Origin of the sequence: Lelliottia sp. (genome assembly GCF_045627565.1) — a bacterium.
In the GTDB taxonomy this organism is placed as follows: domain Bacteria; phylum Pseudomonadota; class Gammaproteobacteria; order Enterobacterales; family Enterobacteriaceae; genus Enterobacter.
This window is the reverse complement of the sequence record NZ_JAZQNX010000035.1, coordinates 93,935-118,013: the sequence shown is the minus strand read 5'-3', so window position 1 is coordinate 118,013 and position 24,079 is coordinate 93,935. Positions and strand designations below refer to the sequence as shown.

At 55.5% G+C, this 24,079-nt stretch carries 16 protein-coding genes and 1 rRNA gene; 14 read left to right on the top strand and 3 right to left on the bottom strand.

The window, feature by feature from the left end; all coding sequences use genetic code 11:
* The 10 genes from rrf (at position 1) to ACKI5T_RS17650 (ending at position 14,004) form a co-directional block, all read left to right on the top strand.
* Positions 1-115 (top strand): 5S ribosomal RNA (rrf, locus tag ACKI5T_RS17695).
* 145 nt (positions 116-260) lie between these two features.
* Complete coding sequence (gene murB / locus ACKI5T_RS17690; RefSeq protein ID WP_407439137.1) at positions 261-1,289, top strand: UDP-N-acetylmuramate dehydrogenase; 1,029 nt, start codon at positions 261-263, stop codon at positions 1,287-1,289.
* Positions 1,286-2,248, top strand: a complete 963-nt coding sequence (gene birA, locus ACKI5T_RS17685; RefSeq protein ID WP_407439135.1) for a bifunctional biotin--[acetyl-CoA-carboxylase] ligase/biotin operon repressor BirA — start codon at positions 1,286-1,288, stop codon at positions 2,246-2,248. Before murB ends, birA begins: the two co-directional genes overlap by 4 nt.
* 533 nt (positions 2,249-2,781) lie before the next feature.
* Positions 2,782-3,312: a cellulose biosynthesis protein BcsO gene (bcsO, locus tag ACKI5T_RS17680; protein ID WP_407439133.1), complete on the top strand. Its 531-nt coding sequence runs from the start codon at positions 2,782-2,784 to the stop codon at positions 3,310-3,312.
* Positions 3,303-4,106 carry a cellulose biosynthesis protein BcsQ gene (gene bcsQ / locus ACKI5T_RS17675; protein ID WP_015960901.1) on the top strand — a complete coding sequence of 268 codons (804 nt, stop codon included), beginning with the start codon at positions 3,303-3,305 and terminating at the stop codon, positions 4,104-4,106. Before bcsO ends, bcsQ (ACKI5T_RS17675) begins: the two co-directional genes overlap by 10 nt.
* Before the next feature lie 18 nt (positions 4,107-4,124).
* The gene (gene bcsA, locus ACKI5T_RS17670) at positions 4,125-6,224 is read left to right on the top strand and encodes a UDP-forming cellulose synthase catalytic subunit (protein ID WP_133632552.1); all 2,100 of its coding nucleotides are present in this window, start codon (positions 4,125-4,127) and stop codon (positions 6,222-6,224) included.
* On the top strand, positions 6,221-8,503 hold the full coding sequence (gene bcsB, locus ACKI5T_RS17665; RefSeq protein WP_407439130.1) for a cellulose biosynthesis cyclic di-GMP-binding regulatory protein BcsB: 2,283 nt from the start codon (positions 6,221-6,223) through the stop codon (positions 8,501-8,503). Before bcsA (ACKI5T_RS17670) ends, bcsB (ACKI5T_RS17665) begins: the two co-directional genes overlap by 4 nt.
* Positions 8,500-12,525 carry a cellulose synthase subunit BcsC-related outer membrane protein gene (locus ACKI5T_RS17660; RefSeq protein ID WP_407439128.1) on the top strand — a complete coding sequence of 1,342 codons (4,026 nt, stop codon included), beginning with the start codon at positions 8,500-8,502 and terminating at the stop codon, positions 12,523-12,525. Before bcsB (ACKI5T_RS17665) ends, ACKI5T_RS17660 begins: the two co-directional genes overlap by 4 nt.
* On the top strand, positions 12,525-13,004 hold the full coding sequence (bcsD, locus tag ACKI5T_RS17655) for a cellulose biosynthesis protein BcsD (protein ID WP_407439126.1): 480 nt from the start codon (positions 12,525-12,527) through the stop codon (positions 13,002-13,004). The genes ACKI5T_RS17660 and bcsD overlap by 1 nt, the downstream gene beginning before the upstream one ends.
* 7 nt (positions 13,005-13,011) lie before the next feature.
* Positions 13,012-14,004: a glycosyl hydrolase family 8 gene (locus ACKI5T_RS17650; RefSeq protein ID WP_407439124.1), complete on the top strand. Its 993-nt coding sequence runs from the start codon at positions 13,012-13,014 to the stop codon at positions 14,002-14,004.
* 463 nt (positions 14,005-14,467) lie between these two features.
* On the opposite strand, the gene bcsG is transcribed toward ACKI5T_RS17650, so the two are convergent.
* The 3 genes from bcsG to bcsE are packed head-to-tail and all read right to left on the bottom strand — an operon-like array spanning position 14,468 to position 17,893.
* Positions 14,468-16,147 (bottom strand): cellulose biosynthesis protein BcsG, encoded by a 1,680-nt coding sequence (bcsG, locus tag ACKI5T_RS17645; protein ID WP_407439122.1) that lies wholly within the window; start codon positions 16,145-16,147, stop codon positions 14,468-14,470.
* Complete coding sequence (gene bcsF / locus ACKI5T_RS17640; RefSeq protein WP_041689557.1) at positions 16,140-16,337, bottom strand: cellulose biosynthesis protein BcsF; 198 nt, start codon at positions 16,335-16,337, stop codon at positions 16,140-16,142. Before bcsF ends, bcsG begins: the two co-directional genes overlap by 8 nt.
* Entirely contained in the window at positions 16,331-17,893 is a 1,563-nt protein-coding gene (bcsE, locus tag ACKI5T_RS17635) for a cellulose biosynthesis c-di-GMP-binding protein BcsE (RefSeq protein WP_407439120.1), read from the bottom strand. Before bcsE ends, bcsF begins: the two co-directional genes overlap by 7 nt.
* A 175-nt stretch (positions 17,894-18,068) precedes the next feature.
* Between bcsE and bcsR the strand changes: the two genes are divergently transcribed.
* From bcsR to bcsB (ACKI5T_RS17615), 4 genes are read left to right on the top strand one after another with little or no spacing between them, the layout of a single operon-like run.
* Positions 18,069-18,257 (top strand): cellulose biosynthesis protein BcsR, encoded by a 189-nt coding sequence (gene bcsR, locus ACKI5T_RS17630; RefSeq protein ID WP_015960892.1) that lies wholly within the window; start codon positions 18,069-18,071, stop codon positions 18,255-18,257.
* Positions 18,258-18,268: 11 nt separating this feature from the next.
* The gene (bcsQ, locus tag ACKI5T_RS17625; protein WP_015960891.1) at positions 18,269-19,021 is read left to right on the top strand and encodes a cellulose biosynthesis protein BcsQ; all 753 of its coding nucleotides are present in this window, start codon (positions 18,269-18,271) and stop codon (positions 19,019-19,021) included.
* Positions 19,018-21,636, top strand: coding sequence for a UDP-forming cellulose synthase catalytic subunit (bcsA, locus tag ACKI5T_RS17620; protein ID WP_407439118.1), 2,619 nt, complete (start codon positions 19,018-19,020; stop codon positions 21,634-21,636). Before bcsQ (ACKI5T_RS17625) ends, bcsA (ACKI5T_RS17620) begins: the two co-directional genes overlap by 4 nt.
* Positions 21,637-21,646: 10 nt before the next feature.
* Positions 21,647-24,079: a cellulose biosynthesis cyclic di-GMP-binding regulatory protein BcsB gene (gene bcsB / locus ACKI5T_RS17615; RefSeq protein WP_407439116.1), complete on the top strand. Its 2,433-nt coding sequence runs from the start codon at positions 21,647-21,649 to the stop codon at positions 24,077-24,079.

The following is a 24,079-nucleotide window of genomic DNA, read 5'->3' as shown; positions in this document are numbered from 1 at the left end:
CTGGCGGCTTTAGCGCGGTGGTCCCACCTGACCCCATGCCGAACTCAGAAGTGAAACGCCGTAGCGCCGATGGTAGTGTGGGGTCTCCCCATGTGAGAGTAGGGAACTGCCAGGCATCAATAAAGAAGAACCCCGGTCCGAAAGGCCCGGGGTTTTTTGCTTTTTTTGTGTAAGATCTCAGACTCCCTCCTGTCAAACTAATCCCCAATCGACTCGCATATACGGTAAACTATCGCAGAAATTGCATCAGGATAGCGTCTATGAACCATAACCTTAAGCCCTGGAATACCTTTGGAATTCAACGAATTGCCGATAACATCGTACGTGCCGACAATACTCATCAACTCCTTGATGCGTGGAACACGGCGACTGAAAATCATCAACCCGTTCTGATTCTGGGTGAGGGAAGTAACGTCCTCTTTCTTGAAGATTTTGCCGGTACAGTCATTATTAACCGCATTATGGGCATTGAGGTTAGTGAAACGGATGAGAGCTGGCACCTGCATGTAGGCGCGGGCGAAAACTGGCATAAACTGGTGCAATTCACGCTTGAAAAAGGGATGGCTGGCCTGGAAAATCTGGCGCTGATCCCGGGCTGTGTAGGCTCATCCCCCATTCAGAATATCGGTGCTTATGGCATTGAACTTAAACATGTTTGTGAATATGTCGACTGCATCGAACTGGCAACCGGCAAAGCGAGTCGCCTGACCGCTGAACAATGCCGCTTTGGTTACCGGGACAGTATTTTCAAACATGAATATCAGGATCGCTATGTCATCGTGTCCGTGGGTCTACGCCTCGCAAAACGTTGGCAGCCAGTATTAACGTACGGTGATTTGACCCGTCTCGAGCCGCTAAAAGTCACTGCACGTGAAGTTTTCGACGCGGTATGTCATATGCGAATGACGAAACTTCCCGATCCCAAAGTGAATGGAAATGCCGGTAGTTTCTTTAAAAACCCTGTTATCAGCTCCGAAACGGCAGAAAAATTGCTCGCTAAATGGCCTAACGCGCCCCATTATCCGCAAGCAGATGGATACGTGAAGCTCGCCGCTGGCTGGCTAATCGATCAATGTCAGCTCAAAGGTTCGGTAAAAGGTGGTGCTGCGGTCCATCGCCAGCAAGCGCTGGTACTGATCAATGAGAATAATGCGACCAGCGAAGATGTCGTTGCTTTGGCCCATTATGTTCGCCAATGCGTTGGCGATAAATTCGGGGTTTGGCTTGAGCCAGAGGTCCGTTTTATCGGGCGTACTGGTGAAGTGAATGCTGTGGAGACGATTGCGTGAGAGATAATACCGTTCCATTAACGCTGATCAGCATTCTTGCTGATGGTGAATTTCACTCGGGCGAGCAACTGGGCGAGCGCCTGGGTATGAGTCGTGCGGCGATCAATAAACACATTCAGACCCTGCGCGACTGGGGCGTTGATGTTTTCACGGTACCCGGAAAAGGCTATAGCTTGCCGGAACCTATTCAGCTACTGGATGAAGACGTCATTCGCAGCCAGTTGAAGCAGGGAAAAGTGACCGTTCTGCCCGTTATTGATTCCACAAATCAGTATTTACTAGAACGTATCAATGAACTGAACTCTGGTGACAGCTGCGTTGCTGAGTACCAGCAGGCGGGTCGGGGACGTCGAGGGCGCAAGTGGTTCTCACCGTTTGGCGCAAATCTCTATCTCTCAATGTTCTGGCGTCTTGAGCAAGGTCCGGCTGCCGCCATCGGTTTAAGTCTGGTGATCGGTATTGTGATTGCCGAAGTGCTTCACGACTTGGGCGCTGATAAAGTCCGCGTAAAATGGCCTAACGATCTCTATCTGAACGATCGAAAACTTGCGGGTATTTTGGTCGAAATGACGGGGAAAACCGGTGATGCTGCGCAGACCGTGATCGGTGCGGGTCTGAATATGGTCATGAGCAACGTGCAGACGGATGTGGTCAATCAGGGCTGGATCACGCTGCAGGAAGCGGGCGTAACTATTGATCGTAATACCCTCGCTGTTCGCCTTATTAAAGAATTACGTGAGGCGTTAACCCTCTTTGAGCGAGACGGGCTGTCACCGTTCCTGGGTCGTTGGGAAAAGCTGGATAATTTTATCAACCGGCCGGTGAAACTGATTATTGGTGATAAGGAAATCTTTGGCACCTCACGTGGTATCAATGCTCAAGGTGCTCTCCTGCTCGAACACGAAGGTATTGTGAAGCCGTGGGTTGGTGGCGAAATTTCACTGCGAAGCGCAGAATAACCAGAGGGAGCCAGTGGCTCCCTTTTTTTGCGCGCGCGCATATTAAGCCCCCCTAAAGTAGTAGGCCTGGAAAGAATATTAGTAAGAATAAGGAGTTAACGAAAATCGGTAAAAAACTAACAACGAAAAAGTATTTCTAAATATTTCACAGAGTAACTTTTTATTAAATCAATGCTCACTGTAAGTAGATAGTAAATCTAACAAATCATCTTAAACCACTATTTAAATCTGGATTTGTGAGTTTTTTATGAAATATAAGCCCATGAATTTATTTTAGTTAAGCCAATAAGAGCACCGTGTTTTTTTCGATCAAAAACAGTTAGCATGTGTCGAGTCGATGTTTACTGTTAAGTCGTAAATAAACAATCCGGCATTAAAACCATAATTTAAGCATGCCCATAATAAGCGTTCAGTTAACTCTGCAACGTAACTGTATACCTACACCTGAATAAAACTCGTCTGTCGATCGTAAATGACCACGTGAGTCAAACTGTGGTGTGTACATTATTTATTTGTAAATCATGAGTATAACTATGAATCATTATGATGATTTGCAGCGATTTAAGGACAAAACGCGCAATCAGGCGCTCGACTTTAAAGACTTCTCCGGACAAAATCAGGTGAGCGAGCAAGGAAGTTGGGCCATTCTTAATCAACTCCTTCCTGCAACGGAAGCAAATGCCCTTGCCGCCGGAGGACACGTCTCTTTACCCGTTCCGCAACCTGTCACTCCAGAGGCATTTGCACTGACGGATGCTGCCTTCGTGCCCGATAGGGTTGTGATTGAGACGGTGTCTCATGATGCCCCTTCGATATTACATGACGTTGCCGAACAGCTTGCCGCTACGCCTGATACTGTCTCTGCTGCACCTGCACCTGCACCTGCACCTGCACCTGCACCTGCACCTGCACCTGAATCGACTCGCGCCGTTATGCCTGCACCTGCTCCGGCTGAGGTGAATTTCTCGCGTCTGTTCGCTCCTGCGACGAACACCCCGAAGCCCACCGCTGAAAAAAATCAGCCCCTGAATTCCCTGCTGGAAAGGATCGCCACATGCCGTTAGTTTGCATTTGTTCGCCAAAAGGCGGCGTGGGTAAGACGACCATGACCGCAAATCTGGCCTATGCGCTCGCGCGCTCGGGAAGCAAGGTTTTAGCGCTGGATTTCGATGTGCAAAACGCGCTGCGTCTGCATTTTGGCGTTCCGCTTTCCGACACCCGTGGCTACGTTGCTCGAGCAGCAGAATCCTCCGACTGGAGCCAGTTTGTGCTCACAGCCGGTGGAAACTTGTTTGTGTTGCCTTACGGCGATGCCACCGAACCCCAACGCATGGCGTTTGAAGAACGCCTCACACATGATGAGCATTTCCTCACGCGCGGTTTAAGCACCCTTTTGAATTATCCGGGGCTGATTATTATTGCCGATTTCCCACCGGGACCGTCGCCAGCCTTAAAAGCGATGTCGCGCCTGGCGGATCTGCACTTGATTACGCTGATGGCGGACACCGCTTCACTCTCTCTGTTGCCGCAAATTGAAAATCAACGCCTGACGGGCGGCGCGCTCAATCATAAAGCCGGACACTATTTTATCCTCAATCAAAGCGACAACCGCCGACAGATCAGTCGTGACGTGACGGCCTTTGTCGAAAATAAACTTGGCGACAAATTGTTGGGCGTTGTGCACCGCGACGAAAGCGTTGGCGAAGCCAATGCCTCCCAACAGTCCGTATTTGACTTCAGTCCGGCATCCGCCGCAGCCTTCGACATTGAGCTTATTGCCAAAAAAGTCGCGGGTATTCTTGGGGTGAAAGTGGGTGACGGTACTGTTCACACCCTTCCGCGTCATTCAGGGTTCTAAACTCAGGCAGAGCAACCTATGAAAAAGTTTCTATTTATTTTGCTGGCCTTAGCAATGATTCCTGTTGCCTTGCTCATCATCATCACGCCGATGGACAGCCAGAAACAATATATCTTTGGCTTTATTAGTATTGGCCTTCTGTTTTTAATGGGCTTTAGCAAAAGACGCAGTATTTCCGTGATTATGGTGGTGATGTCATTATTGATGTCGACCCGCTATATGTATTTCCGCCTGACGCAAACCCTGCATTTTAATTCTGAGATTGAAACAATACTCGGCATGGGGTTATTTCTGGCGGAAGTCTACGTCTGGGTGCTTTTGCTGCTCAACTACCTGCAAACCGTCTGGCCGCTGAAGCGTGAAATTGTCCCGCTGCCCGACGATATGTCGAAATGGCCGACGGTTGACGTCTATATTCCTACCTATAATGAATCGCTGGACGTGGTGCGTGATACGGTGCTGGCCGCCCAATGTATCGACTACCCGCGCGACAAAATGAAAATCTACCTGCTCGATGACGGGAAGCGCCGTGAGTTTGCCGTCTTCGCGGCAGACGTTGGCGTGGGTTATATCACCCGTAACGACAACTCCCACGCGAAAGCGGGCAACCTTAACCACGCGATGAAGCTGACGCAGGGCGAGCTGATCACGGTGTTTGACTGTGACCACGTTGCCACGCGTATTTTCCTGCAAGCCACCGTGGGCGGGTTCCTGAAAGATCCCAAGCTGGCGCTGGTGCAAACGCCGCACTATTTCTATTCGCCAGATCCGTTCGAACGCAACCTCTCCGTCGGGCGCAATATCCCTAATGAAGGGACGCTGTTCTACGGCCCGATTCAACAGGGCAATGACAACTGGAACGCCACGTTCTTCTGCGGCTCCTGTGCGGTTATCCGCCGTAGCGCATTGGAAGAGATTGGCGGCTTCGCCGTGGAAACCGTCACCGAAGATGCACACACCGCGTTGAAAATGCAGCGCCTCGGCTGGAAATCTGCCTTCCTCGATATGCCCCTGGCCGCCGGTCTTGCCACCGAACGCCTGGTTCTGCACGTCATCCAGCGTACCCGCTGGGCGCGCGGCATGACGCAAATTTTCCGCCTGGATAACCCGCTGTTAGGACGTGGGCTAACGATTCAGCAGCGTCTGTGCTACCTCAGCGCCATGCTCTATTATCAGTTCGCACTGCCGCGCATCGCGTTCTTAACCGCGCCGCTGGCCTATCTGTTGTTCAACCTCAACATCATTCACTCGTCGGCGGGCCTGGTGTTTGCCTATGCGCTGCCGCACCTGTTCCTGGCGATTTACCTCAACTCGCGAATGAACGGCCGCTATCGCTACAGCTTCTGGGGTGAAATCTACGATCTGGTGCTGGCATTCCACCTGGTATTGCCAACCGCCGTGACCATGATTTTCCCGAAGCGCGGCAAGTTCAACGTGACGGATAAAGGGGCGCTGCTTAACGTCGGCTACTTCGATTTCCGGGTTGTACGCCCGCATCTGGTGATTGCCATTCTGCTGGCCATCGGCGTTATCGCTGGTATTGTTCGCGCATGTGCCCACGACTACTACGGCGTCGATCCCAGCGTTATCGCGCTCAATGTCGGTTGGGGGCTTTACAGCCTGATCTTCCTGCTGGCGGCGATTGCCGTCGCCCGTGAAACGCGCCAGACGCGCAAAACTATTCGTATCGACGTCAAAATCCCGGTGCTGATCCATTACGCCAGCGGGATCTCTTCCCGCAGCCAGACGGCGGATTTATCGATGGGCGGTTGCCGCATCGAATTACCGGATGAACGCCATCTGACGGATGAAATCGAAGAAGTGGAACTCCTGCTGCAATCGGGTGCGATCAGTATTCCGGTGAAAGTGGTCGCCACAGACGAAGAGTATATCCGCCTGATGTTTGAAGATATTCCGCTGGCGCGCCGCCGTGAACTGGTGCGCGTAGTGTTGGCTCGCGCTGATGCGTGGATCCAGCCGCCAAAACCGCAGGACAATCCGTTCCGTTCGTTGCTGACCATCGTGCGCTGCGTATTTGATCTCTTCTGGCTGACGTGGAAAACGCGCCGGGAGAACCGCCGTGCGCAAGCGCAGGTGCAGGAGGACGGCAACGCATGAAGCATCTGACAAAACTGACTTTGCTGGCGGCGTCGTTATTTGCGCTGCCGCTGCATGGCGAAGAAACCTCTGTTGAGGCGCTCTTGCCGGTAGAAATGCCCGCACCGACCGCGCCAGTGCTGGCGAATTTTGTGCCGTCCACGGTTAACAGTATCAGCGTGGCGCAGATGGGCCAGCCGCAGGGCCTGGTGCTCAGCGGCGGCCAGTTACAGGGCGGGATGAACTTCACTCTGCCGGTCGATCAGGTCATCACCAACGCGCAGTTGTCGCTAAACCTGAAAGTCTCTCCGGCAATGGCAACGCGCAACGCCACCATGCAGCTGATGCTCAACGGTCAGCCACTCGGTACCGTGCCGCTGGGAGCGGCGGACAGCGACGTGTCTCGCTTCCAGCTTGATATCCCCGCTGCGCTGTTGGTATCCAGCAACAGCCTGAGCTTTAAGATTAACGATGGCGATGCGATGCAGTGCCAGCGCGACCTGTCGGAAAAATACCGCGTCACCATCCTGCCTGATTCACGCTTTGATTTGGAAGGCCAGCAGCTTGATATCGGCGCGGATCTCAGCCATTTCCCGCGCCCGTTCTTTGATTCGATGCAGATGACGCCCGCCACCATTGCCTTCGCCTTTGGGCCCACGCTCAGCAGCGATACGCTCGGTGCAGCGGCATCGATCTCCTCCTGGCTCGGCATTCAGGCGGATTATCGCGGCGTCTCATTTGCCGCGCTGCACGACACGCTGCCCGAGAAAAATGGCATTCTAATCGGTCATCCGGGCGAGAAAATCGGCGGCCTGACGCTGCCGCAGTCTTCTCAGCCGATGCTGCAGATTATCGATAACCCGGCGAACCCGGTTTATAAACTGCTGCTGATCGTCGGTAATGACGAAGCCGCGCTGCGCACCGCCGCATGGCGACTGACGCGGGGCAATTTCACGCAGCAAACCGCCAGCATGGCGATCCCCACCCAGACGATCCCGGCCAGCAAACCTTACGACGCGCCGCGCTGGATCCCAACCGATCGTCCGGTGAAGCTCTCAGAGCTGATCCGCAAGGATCAAAGCCTGACCGTCACCGGGATCTGGCATGCGCCGCTGCGCGTGGCATTCCGCGCGGCCCCGGATCTATTCCTGTGGGACGGCGAAACCATTCCGCTGCATATCGGCTACCGTTTCCCGACCGAAAGTTGGATCGACGAGAACAAGTCCTGGCTTAGCATGACCCTGAACGACACATTCCTGCACAACCTGCCGGTCAACAAACAGGGCGCGCTGGAAACGCTGTGGCATAAAGTGGGTGGCGACGCGCGGCAGGAGAAATTCGACATGCCGCTGGAGCCGTACATGATTTACGGTGACAACCAGTTGTCGCTCTATTTCAACATCACAGCGAAAGAGAACGCGCCGTGTAGCGTACTGATGAATAACAACATCAAGAGCCGCATCGACGAAGATTCGTGGATCGATCTGAGCCACACGCGCCACTTCTCGCTCTTGCCGAATCTTTCCTATTTTGTCGGCGCATCCTTCCCGTTCACGCGTCTGGCCGATTATTCGCAAACCGTTCTGCTGCTGCCTGAGCAGCCGACCGAAACGCAAATCGCCACACTGCTGAATATGGCGGCGCGTTCCGGCAATGCCACCGGCACGGCGCTGTACAACAACCGCGTAGTGCTCGGCGTACCGACGGCGGGTGGCAACCTGGAACTGCTGCGCACGCGCGATGTTCTGGCGGTCAGCGGCATGGCGCAGCACGACTTCAACCAGGCGCTGTTGAGCGGTTCACCGTTTACTTCCCATGACAACACGCTGGGTGTTCGCACCCCGTCAACGTGGCAGAAACTGCAACGCTGGCTGGCGGGCGACTGGACCTCCGATGGCGTCGAAGCCGACCGTTATTTCTCCTCGAACGAAGCGTGGCGCGGGTTTGTCAGCTTCCGTTCCCCGTGGAGCAGCGATCGTCTGGTGGTGATGGCGCTCGGCAGTAACGACGAGCAGTTAGCTCGTCTGCATGACGATTTAACTTCTGCGCGCATCAACGCCGGGATTCGCGGTGACGCGGCCATTATCACCAACGAAAACGGCGTACGCAGCTTCCGCGTGGGGTCGCAGTTCCCGAGCGGCGAAATGCCGACCCAGATGATGATTGTCTGGTACGCCAACCAGCACTCGGCGCTGCTGGCGATTCTGGGGCTTATCATGAGTACGCTTTGCGGTCTGGGGCTGTATGCCTGGCTGAAAAAGCGCGCGCGTAAGCGTTTGAATCCGGAGACAGGAAAGTGAAAAAAATAACCATTAAATCGGCAATCTGTCTCTCCGGCGTGCTGGCGTTTGGATCGTCGGCTTATGCGGCGCAAAACGATGCGGCGCTGAAAGCGTTGTTCGACCAGGCTAACTACTGGCACGAAAAATCCCACGATGACCTGGCGAGCGAATCGCTCAAAAAGGTGTTGATGGTTGATGCCAACAACACCCAAGCGCTCTATCTGATGGCGCTGTGGGCGCAGCAAAACGGTGATTTGCAGGGTGCGGCGCAGTGGCGTGCGCGGCTGGCAAAAGTCTCGCCGGGCGATGCGGGGTTGCAATCGCTGGATAATGCCAAACAGATGACGCAAGTCCCGCAGGGCACGCTGACGCTGGCTCGTCAGCAGGCGCGGAGCGGCAATATTCCCGCCGCGCTGGCGACCTGGAAAACGCTGTTCAGCGGTGACACGCCGCCTGCAAGTCTGGCGCCCGAGTATTACCAGACCATGGGTAGCGATAAATCGCTCTATCCGCAGGCGCTCGCGGAATTACAGCGCTTTGCGGCGCAAAACCCGCAGGATAACGCCGCGCGCGTGGCGTTGGGCAAAATGCTGACCTGGCAGGAAAGCACGCGCCGCGACGGGATTATCCAGTTACAACAAATGGCGAGTGGCAGCAAAGATGCGGATGCCGGTTTACGTCAGGCGCTGCTGTGGCTGGGACCCAAAGCGGGTGACGAGCAGTTCTACGACACCTGGCTGCAGCGCCATCCGCAGGACAGCGAAGTGCAGGCGTACTATCGCAAAAATGTTGGCGGTGCCGCGAAAGGCGAAGGCTATACCGCGCTGAACAGCGGCAATACCGACGCGGCAAAACGTCAGTTTGAGCAGGTGCTGCAAACCAACCCGCAGGACGCCGACGCGCTGGCGGGAATGGGGTATATCGCGCAGCGCAGCGGTGACTATCAGGCAGCCGCGCAATATCTCGGTCGCGCCGCCAGTCAGGGCGGGGACGCGTCAACGGCGCGCCAAACGCAGGCCGACGACGCTGCATTTTACGGGCAACTCGCTCAGGCGCAGCAGGCACTGAAAGAGGGCAACGTCAGCCAGGCGCTGGCGCTCTCTGCACCGCTGGTGCAGCAAAGTGGCGAACGTGGAACGGCAGCCAAACTGTTCCGCGCCGACGTGCTGCGCCACAACAAAGACTATCCGCAGGCCGAACAGACGCTGCGTGAGTTGATTAACCAGCAGCCGCAAAACGGCGCGGCGCGGGAAAATCTCTATTACGTTCTGAAAGAGCAGAACAAAACGGAAGACGCACAGGCGATGCTGCGCACGTTGCCAGCGAGTTTGCAGGCGAAGCTCCAGCCGCGTGTGGTGGCGGGGTTGCCGGGCGATCCGATTCGTCGTCAGGCGCAGCAGGCGGCGGCCAACGGCAATACTGAACAGGCCATCGGCATTCTGCGTCAGGGCATTACGCGTTTACCGGATGACCCATGGTTGCGTCTCGATCTGGCGCGTTTGCTGCAAAAATCAGGCGCGGATGGCGAAGCTGCGGCGGTGATGCAGCCCGCGTCCCGGCCGGGTGCGGGCGCAAGCTCTCTGTACGCGGCAGCGTTATTCGCCAGCGAAAGCGGGGCATGGCAGCAATCTCAAACCCTGCTGTCGCGCGTTTCTCCTGCCAGCCAGACGCCGCAAATGCGCGAGCTGGCGCAGCGCGTGAACACCAATCTACAGATGGCGACAGCTGAACGCTATCTGGCGCAGGGTAACTCAGTGGCAGCGGCGAACACGCTTAAAACGCTGTCGGCGCGTCCGCCGGAAAGCCCGGCAGATGCGGGCAAACTGGCGCGAATGCTGGCGCAAAGTGGTGACCTCACGACCGCGGTGTCGGTGGTGCGCAGCAATATGCGTGAAGGCGTGAAGGGGAACGCGGGTGATTATGCCGATCAGGTGGCGGTGCTGAATCAGGCCGGGCTGAACGGCGAAGCGCAGAGTTTCCTCTCGAATCCAGAACTGTTGTCGCGCAGCACCCCAACGCAGCTTGCGGGCGTGCGAAACGGCTATGTGATCAACGAAGCGGATCAGCTCCGCGAGCAGGGCAACTATGCGGCAGCGTATGACAAGCTGATTCGCGCCCTGCAAAGCGATCCGCAAAATACCGATCTGATGTTTGCGATGGCGCGTCTGTATCAGACCGGCAAAATGAACAAAGAAGCGGGCGTGGTTTACGACTACCTGATGACCCGTGACACGCCAACTCAGGATGCTCGCGTGGGCGCAATCGACGTGGCGCTGGCAGAAGATAATGTGGTTAAAGCGAAACAGCTCGCCCACGGCCTGCAAAGCGATACTTCGCCGCAGCGTCTGATTTTGCTGGCACGCCTGGAAGAGGCGCAGGGCAATCATCAGCAGGCGATGACATATCTGCGCAGCGCGCGCGGCAAGCTACTGGGTCTGCAGTCGACCAACAGCTCTGCCACGCCGACCATGGGTGGTTTATTGCTGGCGGATAACCCGTTCATGACCACCAGTCGTTCGTCACAGGCGGTAGGCGCGACAACGTCCAGCGACAGCGCATTGCCGTGGCAACTGGCGCAAACCGCACGCGAGCCGGGCACCACGCTGCCGGGCACGATGCGTACCGATTTGCCGCAGGAGACGGCCCAAAGCCGCACGCTGCGCCAGGTTGATGACATGATGCAGCGGATGGATGAGCAGACCGGCATGTGGCTGCAGGGCGGGATCGAGGTGCGCGGTCGCGACGGTGAATCGGGCACCAGCAAACTGACCGAAGCCAAAGCGCCGCTGACCTGGTCCAGCTCGCCGTTTGGTGAATCGCGCTTCGAGTTTACCGCTACACCGGTGACGTTGAGTTCGGGTAGCGCCAGCGGTGACGCGTGGCGTCGTTCCGGATCGAACCCGCTGGCCAACGTGTCGTCAAACGTCATCTCGACGGTGACCAACGAGCAAAAAACACTGGCCGCGATGAGTGCTGCGGACAGGGCGACCTATCTGGCCACGCATCCCGAAGCACAAACCATTGCCGATCTCGGCACACTGGATGCCAGTGACTACAACCTTACCAGCTCTGACGGTCAGCTAAATCTGGCGAAATTGGGCAGTTACGATAGTGGAAAGGTCGGTGATTATCTCGAAGCATCCAATCTGAAGCCAAACGTGAATCAGCCCGGCGATGTCTCTACGGATTCCCAAAAGGCGAACGGCGTTGAACTGAACATGGCGCTCAGCGGTAAGGATTATCGTCTGGATGTCGGCAGCACGCCGTTAGGGCAGGATTTAAGTACGCTGGTGGGCGGCGTGAAATGGTCGCCAAAACTGACAAATTACCTGTCGTTGATCCTGACCGGTGAACGCCGTGCGGTGACCGATAGCCTGCTTTCGTATGTCGGACTGGAAGATAAATACTCCGGTAAGCGCTGGGGTCGCGTGACCAAAAACGGCGGAAGCCTGCAGCTGAGCTATGACGATGGCGACGCAGGTTTCTACGTGGGGGGCGGGGGCTACAGCTATCTCGGCGAAAACGTCGCGAGCAATACGAGTATGAACACCAATGCGGGCGTCTACCTGCGGCCTTATCACGACGATCTGCGTGAGGTTAAGGCCGGGCTGAGCATGAGCTGGATGGACTTCTCGAAAAACCTGAGCCAGTTTACCTTTGGCCAGGGGGGCTATTTCAGCCCACAAAACTACGTGAGCGTCGCGCTGCCGATTGATTACTCGCAAAAAATCGACAACTGGAAAGTCAAACTCGGTGGCTCCGTGGGGTATCAATCCTATACCCAGGACAGCAGCGATTACTTCCCAACGAACAATGAATGGCAGCAATTACTTGAGGGGGCCGTCGATTCTGGTTTCGCCAAGGAAGCGCATTACAAAGGCACTTCTGAGAGCGGCATAGGTTATACGATGCGCGCTGGCGTGGATTACAACCTCAACAAAGACATGACCATCGGCGGCAAAGTGGGTTATGACACCTTTGGCAGCTATAACGAAAGTACGGCGGGGCTCTATTTCCGCTACATGCTGGGAGACAAATAATGACAACGACACTGGAAAACCCCGCGCTACTGAGTTGGTTTCGCGGACAGCAAACGCCGGAAGGCTGGTTTGATCTGCTGGCGCTGATCGTGGACGGCATGGTACGCAACGTGGGCGAGCTGGAAAGCCAGCCGTTCCTGCGCCAGATGGGCATCGCGCTGGCCGATCAATATCCACTCCCGGCCTCCGAAACCGTGGGTGAACTTGAAGCGAATATCAATGCGCAACTGGCGCGTTTTGGCTGGGGATGCGTGGAGATCGACACCAGCGATACCGATCTTACGCTGCGTCATCAGGCGCTGCCGGTGAGCCGGGTTGAGGATCAGCAAAGCCGCTGGTGTCATGCCTTCTGTGCAATACTGGAAGGGCTCTATGTCCGCTGGATGCAGGGACAGGGCGGAAAATCGCACGTGACGGTGAGTCGCGAGCGCCTTTTTTCCCTTTCAGACGTGCAATTCCGTTACCACAACCCACAATGAGCTAATTATGCGTAAGCCCGCATGTGCCGCACTGGCGGTCATGATGACTGTGATGTTTTCCCCGTTCTCTCAGGCCGGTCAGGCCTGGGAGAGTTATAAAGCGCGCTTTTTGATGCCGGATGGCCGGGTTGTCGACACTGGCAACGGCAACGTTTCGCACACCGAAGGGCAAGGCTTTGCCATGCTGATGGCAGTGGCGAGCGACGACAAAACGGCGTTCGACAAGCTTTGGCACTGGACTGACAGTACGTTGAAAAACAAAAGCAACGGCCTGTTTTACTGGCGCTACAATCCGGTCCTGCCGGACCCGATTCCTGACAAAAATAATGCCTCCGATGGCGACGCGCTGATCGCCTGGGCGTTGTTAAAAGCGGACGCGCGCTGGCATGACGCGCGTTACAGCCAGGCATCCGATGCGATAACCAAATCGCTGGTGGCGCGCACGGTCATTCGCTATGCGGGTTACCGTGTGATGTTGCCGGGCGCGCAGGGGTTTAATCTCAACAGCGAAGTGATTTTGAATCCGTCGTACTTTATTTTCCCTGCCTGGCAGGCCTTTGCCGATCGCAGTCATTTGCAGGTGTGGCGCGAGCTGATTCAGGATGGGCACAAGGTGCTGGGCAAAATGGGCACGGGTACGGCGAATTTGCCGACTGACTGGATGTCACTGGCGGCGGGCGGCAAGCTGACACCTGCCAACGCCTGGCCGCCGCGCATGAGCTATGACGCGATCCGTATTCCGCTGTATATCCTCTGGTCGAGTCCGCAAAGTCCGTCACTGACGCCATGGCGCAGCTGGTTTGGACAATTCAGCCGTGAGAAAACGCCCGCCTGGGTGAACGTCACGACCAATGAATACGCGCCTTACATGATGGAAGGTGGGTTGCTGGCAGTGCGTGATTTAACGATGGGGCAATCCTCCGGCGAACCGGATATCACCGCGAAGGATGATTATTATTCGGCGAGTCTGAAGATGTTGGTGTGGTTGGCGGAGCAATGATTGATCTCCTCTCCTCGTGAGTGGAGGGATCCCCACACATTGATGATGTACTCCCTCTCCATTTAGGGAGAGGGCTGGGGTGAGAGGGAGTATGCGGCTCTGTGGATTATTCCGTTCACTTCCAGCTCGTGCTTATCTATCATTTCGGAACCGGTGAACGTGCCAGGGCGGCTCAATCGCCGCCGCCCTGGCAACCCGGGCTCCCGGCAAGAAAATCGTCGCTACGCGATACCTTCGTCTTATTCTCTACGGCTTTCGGGTCGGGCGCGATCCTGCATCCATGCAGGTCACGCCCTCTCCGCGCATCCCTGCGCGTCGCCCCGGCCTTCGGTCAACGACTCAGCGATTTACAGCCGGACCAGGTCATCGTTGAAAGCCCGATATTTTGATGGCGCAATCTCATGGCTTTGAACAAAAAAATTCCTGACGAGTCCTCTCCCCTGTCAGGATATATGGAAAACGCTTACTGCGGATACGGCACCCAATCCCCGCCATTCAACCGCACGTACGGTTTATCCTGATACTGAATCACTACCGCGTTGGCGTTCTCGGAGACTTCCGCTGTCTGCGGCAGGCCGCTGGTGAGCTGATTCCAGTTCACGCTGTCCTCCACAAACAATTTCCCGTCCACCGCACGCGCCACCAGTTCTGAAATCGCCAGATAGCTGCTTGGCTGGGTAATTTCAATTGGCGCACCCTGATGCGGCGCTTTCATGCCAAAGAATTTAATCCCGGCAGGCACGTTAGTGATCGACGGGCTTGGAATATCGCGCAGCCCGGACACCTGCATTCTGTCGCCTTTCAGCGCGCCGCCATGTTCTGGCACGACCACAACCATCACCTTACGACCAGATTTTTCCAGCTCGTTAAAGAACGCATCCAGCTCATCAAAGAGTTTCTGCGCGCGCACTTTGTAATCCGCCGTTTTGCTCACACCCGGATAGTGGTTCCCGTCATGCAGCGGCAACGTGTTGTAGAACGTGGCGCTACGCGCGTTATCGTCCTTGCCGACCGTTTGCAGCCAGCGTTGCAGCACGGCGGTGTCGTCATACACTGGCGAACCGTCAAAGCCCAGCAGTGGAACCGGCAGACCCGTTTGATCCATCAGCGGGGCATGCATGCCGCCGTTTTCGCGCACTTCTTTCAGGAAGCCGCCAAAAATACCGTTATGATCCAGCATCAGGTGCTGAGAGAAGCCCAGTTTTTCGAGGTTATCGAACAGATAACACTGGTTGCCTGCGGGCTGATACAAATTCTTATGTGATGGCTGACCGCAGCTTGCGCGCAGCAGGCGAATCGCCGCCGGACCGCTGTACGAGGTGGCCGAGTTGAAGTCTTTGAACTGAATATCGAAATGCGACCACAGCGGATGCGACATCAAACCGGCAGCTTCCACGTCCGCCCACGAAAGGGAGCAGATGTTAATCACCAGCAGTTCAAACGGCTGTGCATCGGCGGGCAACGCATCCGGGAATTTAGTCTGGCGCTTGGCTTCTGCGTTATAAAAACTGGAAAGCCAGGCGTTGAGATTGGTGTTGGTCGGTGGCGCGGTTTGTGACGGGATATCACCAATGACCGGCGTAGCGCCGGCAGTGGCGACCGTAGGCGCAGCCGTACCGCCCGTGGTGGTGACCGTGTTCGTCGGTTGACCAGCAGGCCACAAAGAGAAGCTCGGACCGGCCAGGGTTAACACATTCAGCCAGATCAGGATGGCCACCACGAACACCGTGATGCGAAGCCATTGCGACAGGAAAAGCCACGCAATGAACAGCACGAAAATCGCGCCGATCATTTGCCAGTTAATAAACCGCTCGACCAGATCCTGAATATAGCCCGCGCTAAAGCCCGCGACCTGCGAACCCTGGCTCATGATACTTTCCGGGCCGGGCAGCCAGGTGTCGTGCCAGAACAGCGCAAAACCAATCGGGATGGCTATCCAGTGACGCAGGCGGTGTAGCTTCAGGTTGGGGATTGGCATCAGCAAAAATGCCATAAACACCAGGTTTAACAGCGGATGGAAATTCAGATAGCCCGCCCACAGCAAACCAAATTTCACCAGAAAGTAGAAGTTCCAGCCGGAAAGGCCGCGCCAGTATTGCCAAAGCGGCGAAGGTGCCGAAGCAGTATAAGTAGAATTAGTCATGTTTTCGGTTTGCCTTGACGTGTGTAGCCCGTTTCAGTGTTCCTGCTGGTTTGACGTAGCGGGGTTTTGCAAACAGCAATCTTGTCGTATCACGAATACGGCGCAGCGAATGGCGTGCAAGGTAGCCAAGCGGGAAGAAAATGATCGCACAAACGATCACCAACTGAATGATATCGCTGGTATTCATGATGAAGCTCTCTCTTCCGCATCGCTCAGTAAACGAAGCGGTTCAGGGGTACGGCGCCAGGCGTGCCCGTCATGCGTAGCATTCAGAACGGGTTTCGCATCGCTCGCCATCAGCAGCGGTTTGCCCCACTGCTCAGGCTCCAGCGTTTGCATCTGTACGATTTCGGCGCTGATCAAGTTGTCTTCAAACCAAATCATGCGGTTAGAGAAGATATCGCCGGTCGGCAGCGGGAATATGTGGTTCAGCGCGGTATCCAGGTCGTTAACCCGACAGAAGGATAAAAACAGCACCAGACGATTATCGCCAATGGTCATGATATCGCCGGTACGGTTTGGACGACACAGCGTCAGCGCCTGCTCAATACGAATGCCCGGAACCGGGCGCAGCGCGACCATCACGCCTTTACCATTTTCTGGCAACAGCGTGTTGCTCATCATATTGCTGACCGCTTCGCAGAAGGTGTCCCACTTCTGATAGCCGCGCAGTTTCATCGGCTGGGTCATCGAAAGCAGCGTCGAAATATCCTCCGGGACGTAGCGATTAAACTGCTGGCCCTGAATGCTTTCGATCAATGTTAAGCACCGCGAAAGCGGCGCGTTCCACGGAATCACCATGTTTGCCCCACACCCCAGGAGCAGACGCTCATCGGTGGCGCGCAGGCTGGTGGTATTCTCACGCACGACGATTTTCAACGCGCTTCCGCGCTGACGGCGCAAGGTATGGATCTGCCGCGCAATCGCCTCAATTTGATTATTCTGGGTGAGCGAAAAAACAATCGTGGCGGCCTGAGTCGTGCGGGCCTCGTTAAACAAACCTTCGTTGGTTTCAAACAGCGACCAATATTCAGAAAGCGCAGGCGCACCTTCTAATACTGCAATGTGACTCAAAATGCGTTTTTCATCATTACGCGGCTGAACGACCGTTTCTTCCTGCCGCGCAACATGCCACTCGCCATTATTATGCATAAGGGTGAGTTGTTGCCGCGCGCTTACGCCTTTTTCATTAAACCAGAAAGCAATATCGTAAAGATGGCTGTCGGCCTGATGGCAGATGCTGGCAAGACCAAAAAGGGATCGATATTCACTCATTAAAAATGAGAACTGCTTATCATTATTACTACCTGGGCTGATTACCAGCAGCGTGCAATTTTGAACCCGCGCCCATTTATTGATCTTTTCCAGCCACAGACGCAGTTTTTCTGAAGATATATTTTGCCAAAAATTATTTGTGCATTTGAGGATCACTAAATAATGTTCAGGGTCGATACTGCATTGAATATCGCGGGGCAAAAAGTATAGACCATCTTCTTCAAGGGGCATGGAAAACAAACGCACTTTATCGGGACCGAGCGTTTCATTGAGTCTGATGATTTTTTTAGGGTCTTCACCCATAGTGACAACGGCGACTTTTGCGCCCTTATCTTGCGCTGCAATTGTTTGATTCACCAGACTTATAGCATCGTCATTGCGATCCGTGCTAATCCACCAGACTCCGCCGGCTGGCATGTGGCGCAATTCATCCCACAATGACTGGATACCAACTGAAAATATGGGGTTCACAGTGTCCCTCTTGGCGTTTAATTTACCTGTATCTCAGTTTACTAGCGAAAGCGCAGAAATAAACCTAACATTGAAATTAAAGAGCATCAGATTTAGCATGTAAATGAATTTTCGCTGGCAGGAAGCCTTTCTACGTCTGTAGTTCGTTTGGTTTTAATAAAGGGATGAAACTAAAATGCATAATAATGAGCCTGCAACGCCGGTTGATTCTAGCCTGGGGTACACATTCCAAAACGATTTTTTGGCGCTTAGCCAGGCATTTTCATTGCCAGAAATAGATTACACCGATATTTCCCAACGGGAACAGTTGGCGGCGGCGATTAAACGCTGGCCTTTATTAGCTGAATTTGCCCGTCAACAATAAGGGAGCCATTGATGGCCATACTCGGATTACAGGGCATTCGTGGCGGTGTGGGCACGACGTCTATCGCAGCGGCGCTGGGATGGTCATTACAGGTATTAGGTGAATCTGTCCTGGTTATTGATGCCTGCCCTGATAATTTGCTGCGCATGTCTTTTAACGTCGATTATGACGTCTCCGACGGCTGGGCGCGTGCGCTGCTTGATGGCCGCGACTGGCGTGATACCGCGCAACGTTATACCTCGCAGCTTGATATTTTGCCGTTTGGTCAATTGACCGTGAGCGAGATGGAATCGCTGCACACCCGTTTTGGTACGCTGGGATATTTTGCGGATGCCCTGCAATTGTTGCAGGAAAAAAGTCACTACCAGTGGATTTTGCTGGATCTGCCAAACGGCTTTTCTCCGCTGACTCGTCAGTTAATCGAACACTGCGACCACATGCTGACCATCGTCAATGCCGATGCCAATTGCCATATTCGCCTGCATCAACAGGCACTGCCCGCGGGTGCACATATTCTGATCAATGATTTACGTATCGGCAGCCAAATTCAGGATGATTTGTATCAGGTGTGGCTGCAAAGCCAGCGCCGTCTGCTGCCGATGATCGTCCATCGTGACGAAGCAATTGCAGAATGCCTGGCATCAAAACAACCGCTGGGTGAATATCGCGGCGACTCGCTGGCAGCCGAAGAGATCCTTACGCTGGCCAACTGGTGTCTGCTGCACTATACCGGACGTCCGGAACCGGGCAGGAGCCACCCATGAGCCGCGCGTCCGCCTGGTTACTCATCCCGCCGGTCAGCGCCCGTTTAAGCGAGCGTTACCGGAATTACCGCCGTCATGGCGCGTCGCCATTTAGCGCCGCGCTCGGCTGTTTCTGGATGGTCCTGGCCTGGATTTTTATCCCGCTCGAACACCCACGCTGGCAGCGTATTCGCGCACGCCATCACGAACTGTATCCGCATCTGAATCCTGACAGGCCAAGGCCGTTAGATCCTGCGCGTTACGCGATTCAGGCCCTGTGGCTGATTGCCACGTCTGCTAAGAAAGAAAAAACCGAACCGCGCTGGCGCGGCATGGGCGGCTTTAAAAACCTGCGTGGCCGCTACCATCAGTGGCTCGAAAACCTGCCCGACCGCGTCAGAAATCAGACTCGCCATCTTGAGAGCGAGAAAGAGCTGGGGCATCTGCATCCCGGATTACGCCGCTTTATTCTGGGCATTATCGTCGTTTTCTCGCTGATTCTGGCGCTGGTGTGCATTACTCAGCCCTTTAACCCGCTCGCGCAGTTTATCTTCCTGATGTTGCTCTGGGGCGTAGCGCTGCTGGTGCGCCGTATTCCGGGGCGTTTCTCGGCGATGATGCTGATTGTCCTGTCACTGACCGTCTCCTGCCGCTACATCTGGTGGCGCTACACTTCCACGCTGAACTGGGACGACCCGGTGAGTCTGGTGTGTGGCCTGGTCCTGCTGTTTGCCGAAACTTACGCGTGGATTGTCCTGATTCTGGGGTATTTCCAGGTTGTGTGGCCGCTGAATCGCCAGCCGGTTCCGCTGCCGAAAGACACGCGTGTGTGGCCGACAGTCGACATTTTTGTTCCGACGTATAACGAAGAACTGAGCGTGGTGAAAAACACCATCTATGCTTCGCTGGGCATCGACTGGCCGAAAGACAAGCTTAAGATTTGGCTCCTCGACGACGGCGGTCGCGAAGAGTTTCGCGAGTTTGCGCAGAGCGTCGGGGTGGAATATATCGCCCGTACCACGCACGAGCACGCCAAAGCCGGGAACATTAACAACGCACTGAAATACGCCACGGGCGAATTTGTTTCTATCTTCGACTGCGACCACGTCCCGACGCGCTCGTTCCTGCAAATGACGATGGGCTGGTTCCTGAAAGAGAAACAGCTGGCGATGATGCAGACGCCGCACCACTTCTTCTCGCCCGATCCGTTTGAACGCAATCTGGGTCGGTTCCGCAAAACACCGAACGAAGGGACGCTGTTCTACGGGCTGGTGCAGGACGGTAACGACATGTGGGATGCGACCTTCTTCTGCGGCTCCTGCGCGGTGATTCGACGTGCTCCGCTGGACGAAATCGGCGGCATCGCGGTCGAAACCGTCACCGAGGATGCGCACACTTCGCTGCGTCTGCACCGTCGCGGTTATACCTCCGCCTACATGCGTATTCCGCAGGCGGCGGGGCTGGCGACCGAATCGCTGTCGGCGCACATTGGTCAACGTATTCGCTGGGCGCGCGGGATGGTGCAGATTTTCCGTCTCGATAATCCGCTGTTTGGCAAAGGGCTGAAGATGGCGCAGCGCCTCTGTTATCTCAACGCCATGTTCCACTTCTTGTCCGGTATTCCGCGGCTGATCTTCCTGACCGCGCCGCTGGCTTTCCTGCTGCTGCATGCTTACATCATCTTCGCCCCGGCGTTGATGATCGCGCTGTTCGTGTTGCCGCACATGATTCACGCCAGCCTGACGAACTCAAAAATTCAGGGCAAATATCGCCATTCGTTCTGGAGTGAAATCTACGAAACGGTGCTGGCGTGGTACATCGCGCCGCCGACGCTGGTGGCGCTGATCAACCCGCACAAAGGCAAATTTAACGTTACCGCCAAAGGTGGCCTGGTGGAGGAAGAGTATGTCGACTGGGTGATTTCCCGTCCGTACATTTTCCTCGTGCTGCTGAATATTGTCGGCGTGCTGGTGGGGATCTGGCGCTACTTCTACGGGCCGGAAAGCGAAATGCTGACCGTGATCGTGAGCCTCGCGTGGGTCTTCTACAACCTGATTATCCTCGGCGGCGCAGTGGCGGTGTCGGTGGAGAGTAAACAGGTGCGCCGCGCGCATCGCGTCGAAATCTCCATGCCTGCAGCGATTGCCCGCGAAGATGGGCATCTTTTCTCCTGCACCGTTCAGGACTTCTCGGACGGCGGTCTGGGCATCAAGATCAACGGCCAGGCAAAAGTGCTGGAGGGGCAAAAAGTGAAATTGCTGCTCAAGCGCGGCCAGCAGGAGTATGTCTTCCCGACGCAGGTGGTCCGCGTTTTGGGGGATGAAGTTGGGCTGCAATTGATGCCGCTCACTAAGAAGCAACATATCGATTTTGTGCAGTGTACGTTTGCCCGCGCGGATACCTGGGCGCTCTGGCAGGACAGCTTCCCGGAAGATAAACCACTGGAAAGTCTGCTGGATATTCTGAAGTTGGGGTTCCGTGGTTATCGCCACCTTGCAGCATTTGCTCCGCCGTCAGTGAAAATAATTTTCCGGTCACTTACCTCGCTGGTTTCCTGGGTGGTGTCGTTTATCCCTCGTCGTCCTGAGCGAGATGAGGCGATACAGCAACCGGACCCGGTTATGGCTCAACAATGATGATAACGCGATGAAAAGAAAACTTTCCTGGATATGTGCTGTGGCGGTTGGGATGAGTGCGCTGCCCGCGATGATGGCTCAAGCGGCGCCTGAAAATACGGCGGCAACGCCTGCACCGACCGTGCCTGTCGTCGCGCAAGCGACCGATCCGGTGGTCACCGCAGCGCCAACGCAAACTGAAAACGTGGTGCCAAATCAGCCAACCGAGGGCAACACCCTTCCGGCGACGCCGACAGGTGCGCAGGCGGTTGGGCAGGTGATGCCGGGCGTTAACGGGGCGAATGCACCTATCGTGGCTGAAAATACGCCGTCACGTGACGTGAAGCTGACGTTTGCGCAGATCGCACCGCCGCCGGGCAGCATGATTTTGCGCGGTATCAACCCGAATGGCGGCGTTGAGTTTGGGATGCGCAGCGATGAGGTGGTGTCGAATGCCCTGCTGAATCTCGAATACACGCCATCGCCATCTCTGCTGCCGGTTCAGTCCCAGCTCAAGGTCTATCTCAATGATGAACTGATGGGCGTGTTGCCTGTCACCAAAGAGCAACTGGGCAAAAAAACGCTGGCGCAGGTGCCGATCAATCCGCTGTTTATCACCGATTTTAACCGCGTACGTCTGGAGTTTGTCGGTCACTATCGCGACGTGTGCGAAAACCCGGCCAGCAGCACGCTGTGGATGGATGTGAGCCGCAATTCCTCGCTGAGCATGACTTACCAGACGCTGGCGGTGAAAAACGATCTCTCTGCCTTCCCGGTGCCGTTCTTCGATCCGCGTGACAACCGCGAGCTGAATCTGCCGGTGGTCTTTGCCGGTTCGCCGGATATTACCCAGCAACAGGCGGCCACCATCGTCACCTCGTGGTTTGGCTCCCGTTCAGGCTGGCGCGGGCAAAGCTTCCCGGTCCTGTTCGACAAACTGCCCGACCGCAACGCCATTGTGTTTGCCACCAATGAGAAGCGTCCCTCGTTCCTGCGCGACCATCCTGATGTGAAAGGGCCAATGGTCGAAATGGTGAATCATCCGGATAAACCGTATGTGAAGCTGTTGGTGGTCTTTGGTCGCGACGATAAAGATTTGGTGCAAGCCGCGAAAGGCATTGCGCAGGGCAACGTCCTGTTCCGTGGCAATAGCGTTGCCATTGGCGAAGTCAAACCGCTGCTGGCGCGTAAACCGTACGATGCGCCGAACTGGATCCGCACCGACCGCGCGGTCACCTTTGGCGAGCTGAAAACCTATGAAGAGCAGCTTCAGTCAACGGGGCTTGAGCCGTCAGCGATTAACGTCCCGCTGAATCTGCCGCCGGATATGTACCTGCTGCGCAGTAACGGGATTGATATTGCGCTGAACTATCGTTACACCGCGCCGCCAACCAAAGACAGCTCGCGGATGGATATCAGCCTGAACAACCAGTTCCTGCAATCCTTCCCGCTCACCAGCAGCCAGGACACCAACAAGCTGCTGCTGCGTCTGCCGGTACTGCAAGGCCTGCTGGATGGTAAAACGGACGTTTCGATTCCGGCGCTGAAACTCGGCGCGGTCAACCAGTTGCGCTTCGATTTCCAGTACATGAACCCGATGCCGGGTGGCTCGGTGGATAACTGTATTACCTTCCAGCCGGTGCAGAATCATGTGGTTATCGGCGATGATTCGACTATCGACTTCTCGAAGTACTATCACTTCATTGCGCTGCCGGATCTGCGTGCGTTCGCGAACGCCAGCTTCCCGTTCAGCCGGATGGCCGATCTGTCAGAATCCATTGTGGTGATGCCTAAAACGCCAAACGAAGGGCAGATCGCTACGCTGCTGGACGCCATGGCCGCCGTGGGCGCGCAAACGGGTTTACCCGCTATTAACGTCACGTTGACCGATGATGGCAGCCAGATCCAGAACAAAGACGCCGATATTATGGTGATCGGCAACATTCCGGAAAAACTGAAAGACGACAAACGTATCGACTTGCTGGTTCAGGCGACAGAATCCTGGGTCAACACGCCGCTGCGTCAGACAACATTCCCAAGCATCATGCCGGATAACGCAGACCGTGAAGCCAGCGTGCAGACCAATGTGAGCTCGGAAGGCCCAATGGCGGCGATTGTCGGGTTCCAGTCTCCGTACAACGAACAGCGCAGCGTCATCGCCCTGCTGGCGGACAGCCCACGCGGGTATGAACTGCTGAACATGGCGATGAATGACAGCGGCAAGCGCGCGGCGATGTTCGGTTCCGTGGCGGTGATTCGTGAGTCTGGCGTCAACAGCCTGCGCGTGGGGGATGTTTACTATGTCGGCCACTTGCCGTGGTTTGAGCGCGTCTGGTATGCGCTGTCCAATCACCCGGTTCTGCTGGCGGTGTTTGCGGCCATCAGCGTGGTGTTGCTGGCGTGGGTGATGTGGCGTCTGCTGCGAATCATCAGCCGTCGTCGTCTCCATTCGGATCACGAGTAA

What these genes read in the sequence shown, in the direction of transcription:
- murB (WP_407439137.1), top strand. Translation starts at nt 261, where the DNA reads ATGAACCATAACCTTAAGCCCTGGAATACCTTTGGAATTCAACGAATT.
- bcsO (WP_407439133.1), top strand. Translation starts at nt 2,782, where the DNA reads ATGAATCATTATGATGATTTGCAGCGATTTAAGGACAAAACGCGCAAT.
- bcsQ (WP_015960901.1), top strand. Translation starts at nt 3,303, where the DNA reads ATGCCGTTAGTTTGCATTTGTTCGCCAAAAGGCGGCGTGGGTAAGACG.
- bcsA (WP_133632552.1), top strand. Translation starts at nt 4,125, where the DNA reads ATGAAAAAGTTTCTATTTATTTTGCTGGCCTTAGCAATGATTCCTGTT.
- bcsB (WP_407439130.1), top strand. Translation starts at nt 6,221, where the DNA reads ATGAAGCATCTGACAAAACTGACTTTGCTGGCGGCGTCGTTATTTGCG.
- bcsD (WP_407439126.1), top strand. Translation starts at nt 12,525, where the DNA reads ATGACAACGACACTGGAAAACCCCGCGCTACTGAGTTGGTTTCGCGGA.
- ACKI5T_RS17650 (WP_407439124.1), top strand. Translation starts at nt 13,012, where the DNA reads ATGCGTAAGCCCGCATGTGCCGCACTGGCGGTCATGATGACTGTGATG.
- bcsG (WP_407439122.1), bottom strand. Translation starts at nt 16,147, where the DNA reads ATGACTAATTCTACTTATACTGCTTCGGCACCTTCGCCGCTTTGGCAA.
- bcsR (WP_015960892.1), top strand. Translation starts at nt 18,069, where the DNA reads ATGCATAATAATGAGCCTGCAACGCCGGTTGATTCTAGCCTGGGGTAC.
- bcsQ (WP_015960891.1), top strand. Translation starts at nt 18,269, where the DNA reads ATGGCCATACTCGGATTACAGGGCATTCGTGGCGGTGTGGGCACGACG.
- bcsA (WP_407439118.1), top strand. Translation starts at nt 19,018, where the DNA reads ATGAGCCGCGCGTCCGCCTGGTTACTCATCCCGCCGGTCAGCGCCCGT.
- bcsB (WP_407439116.1), top strand. Translation starts at nt 21,647, where the DNA reads ATGAAAAGAAAACTTTCCTGGATATGTGCTGTGGCGGTTGGGATGAGT.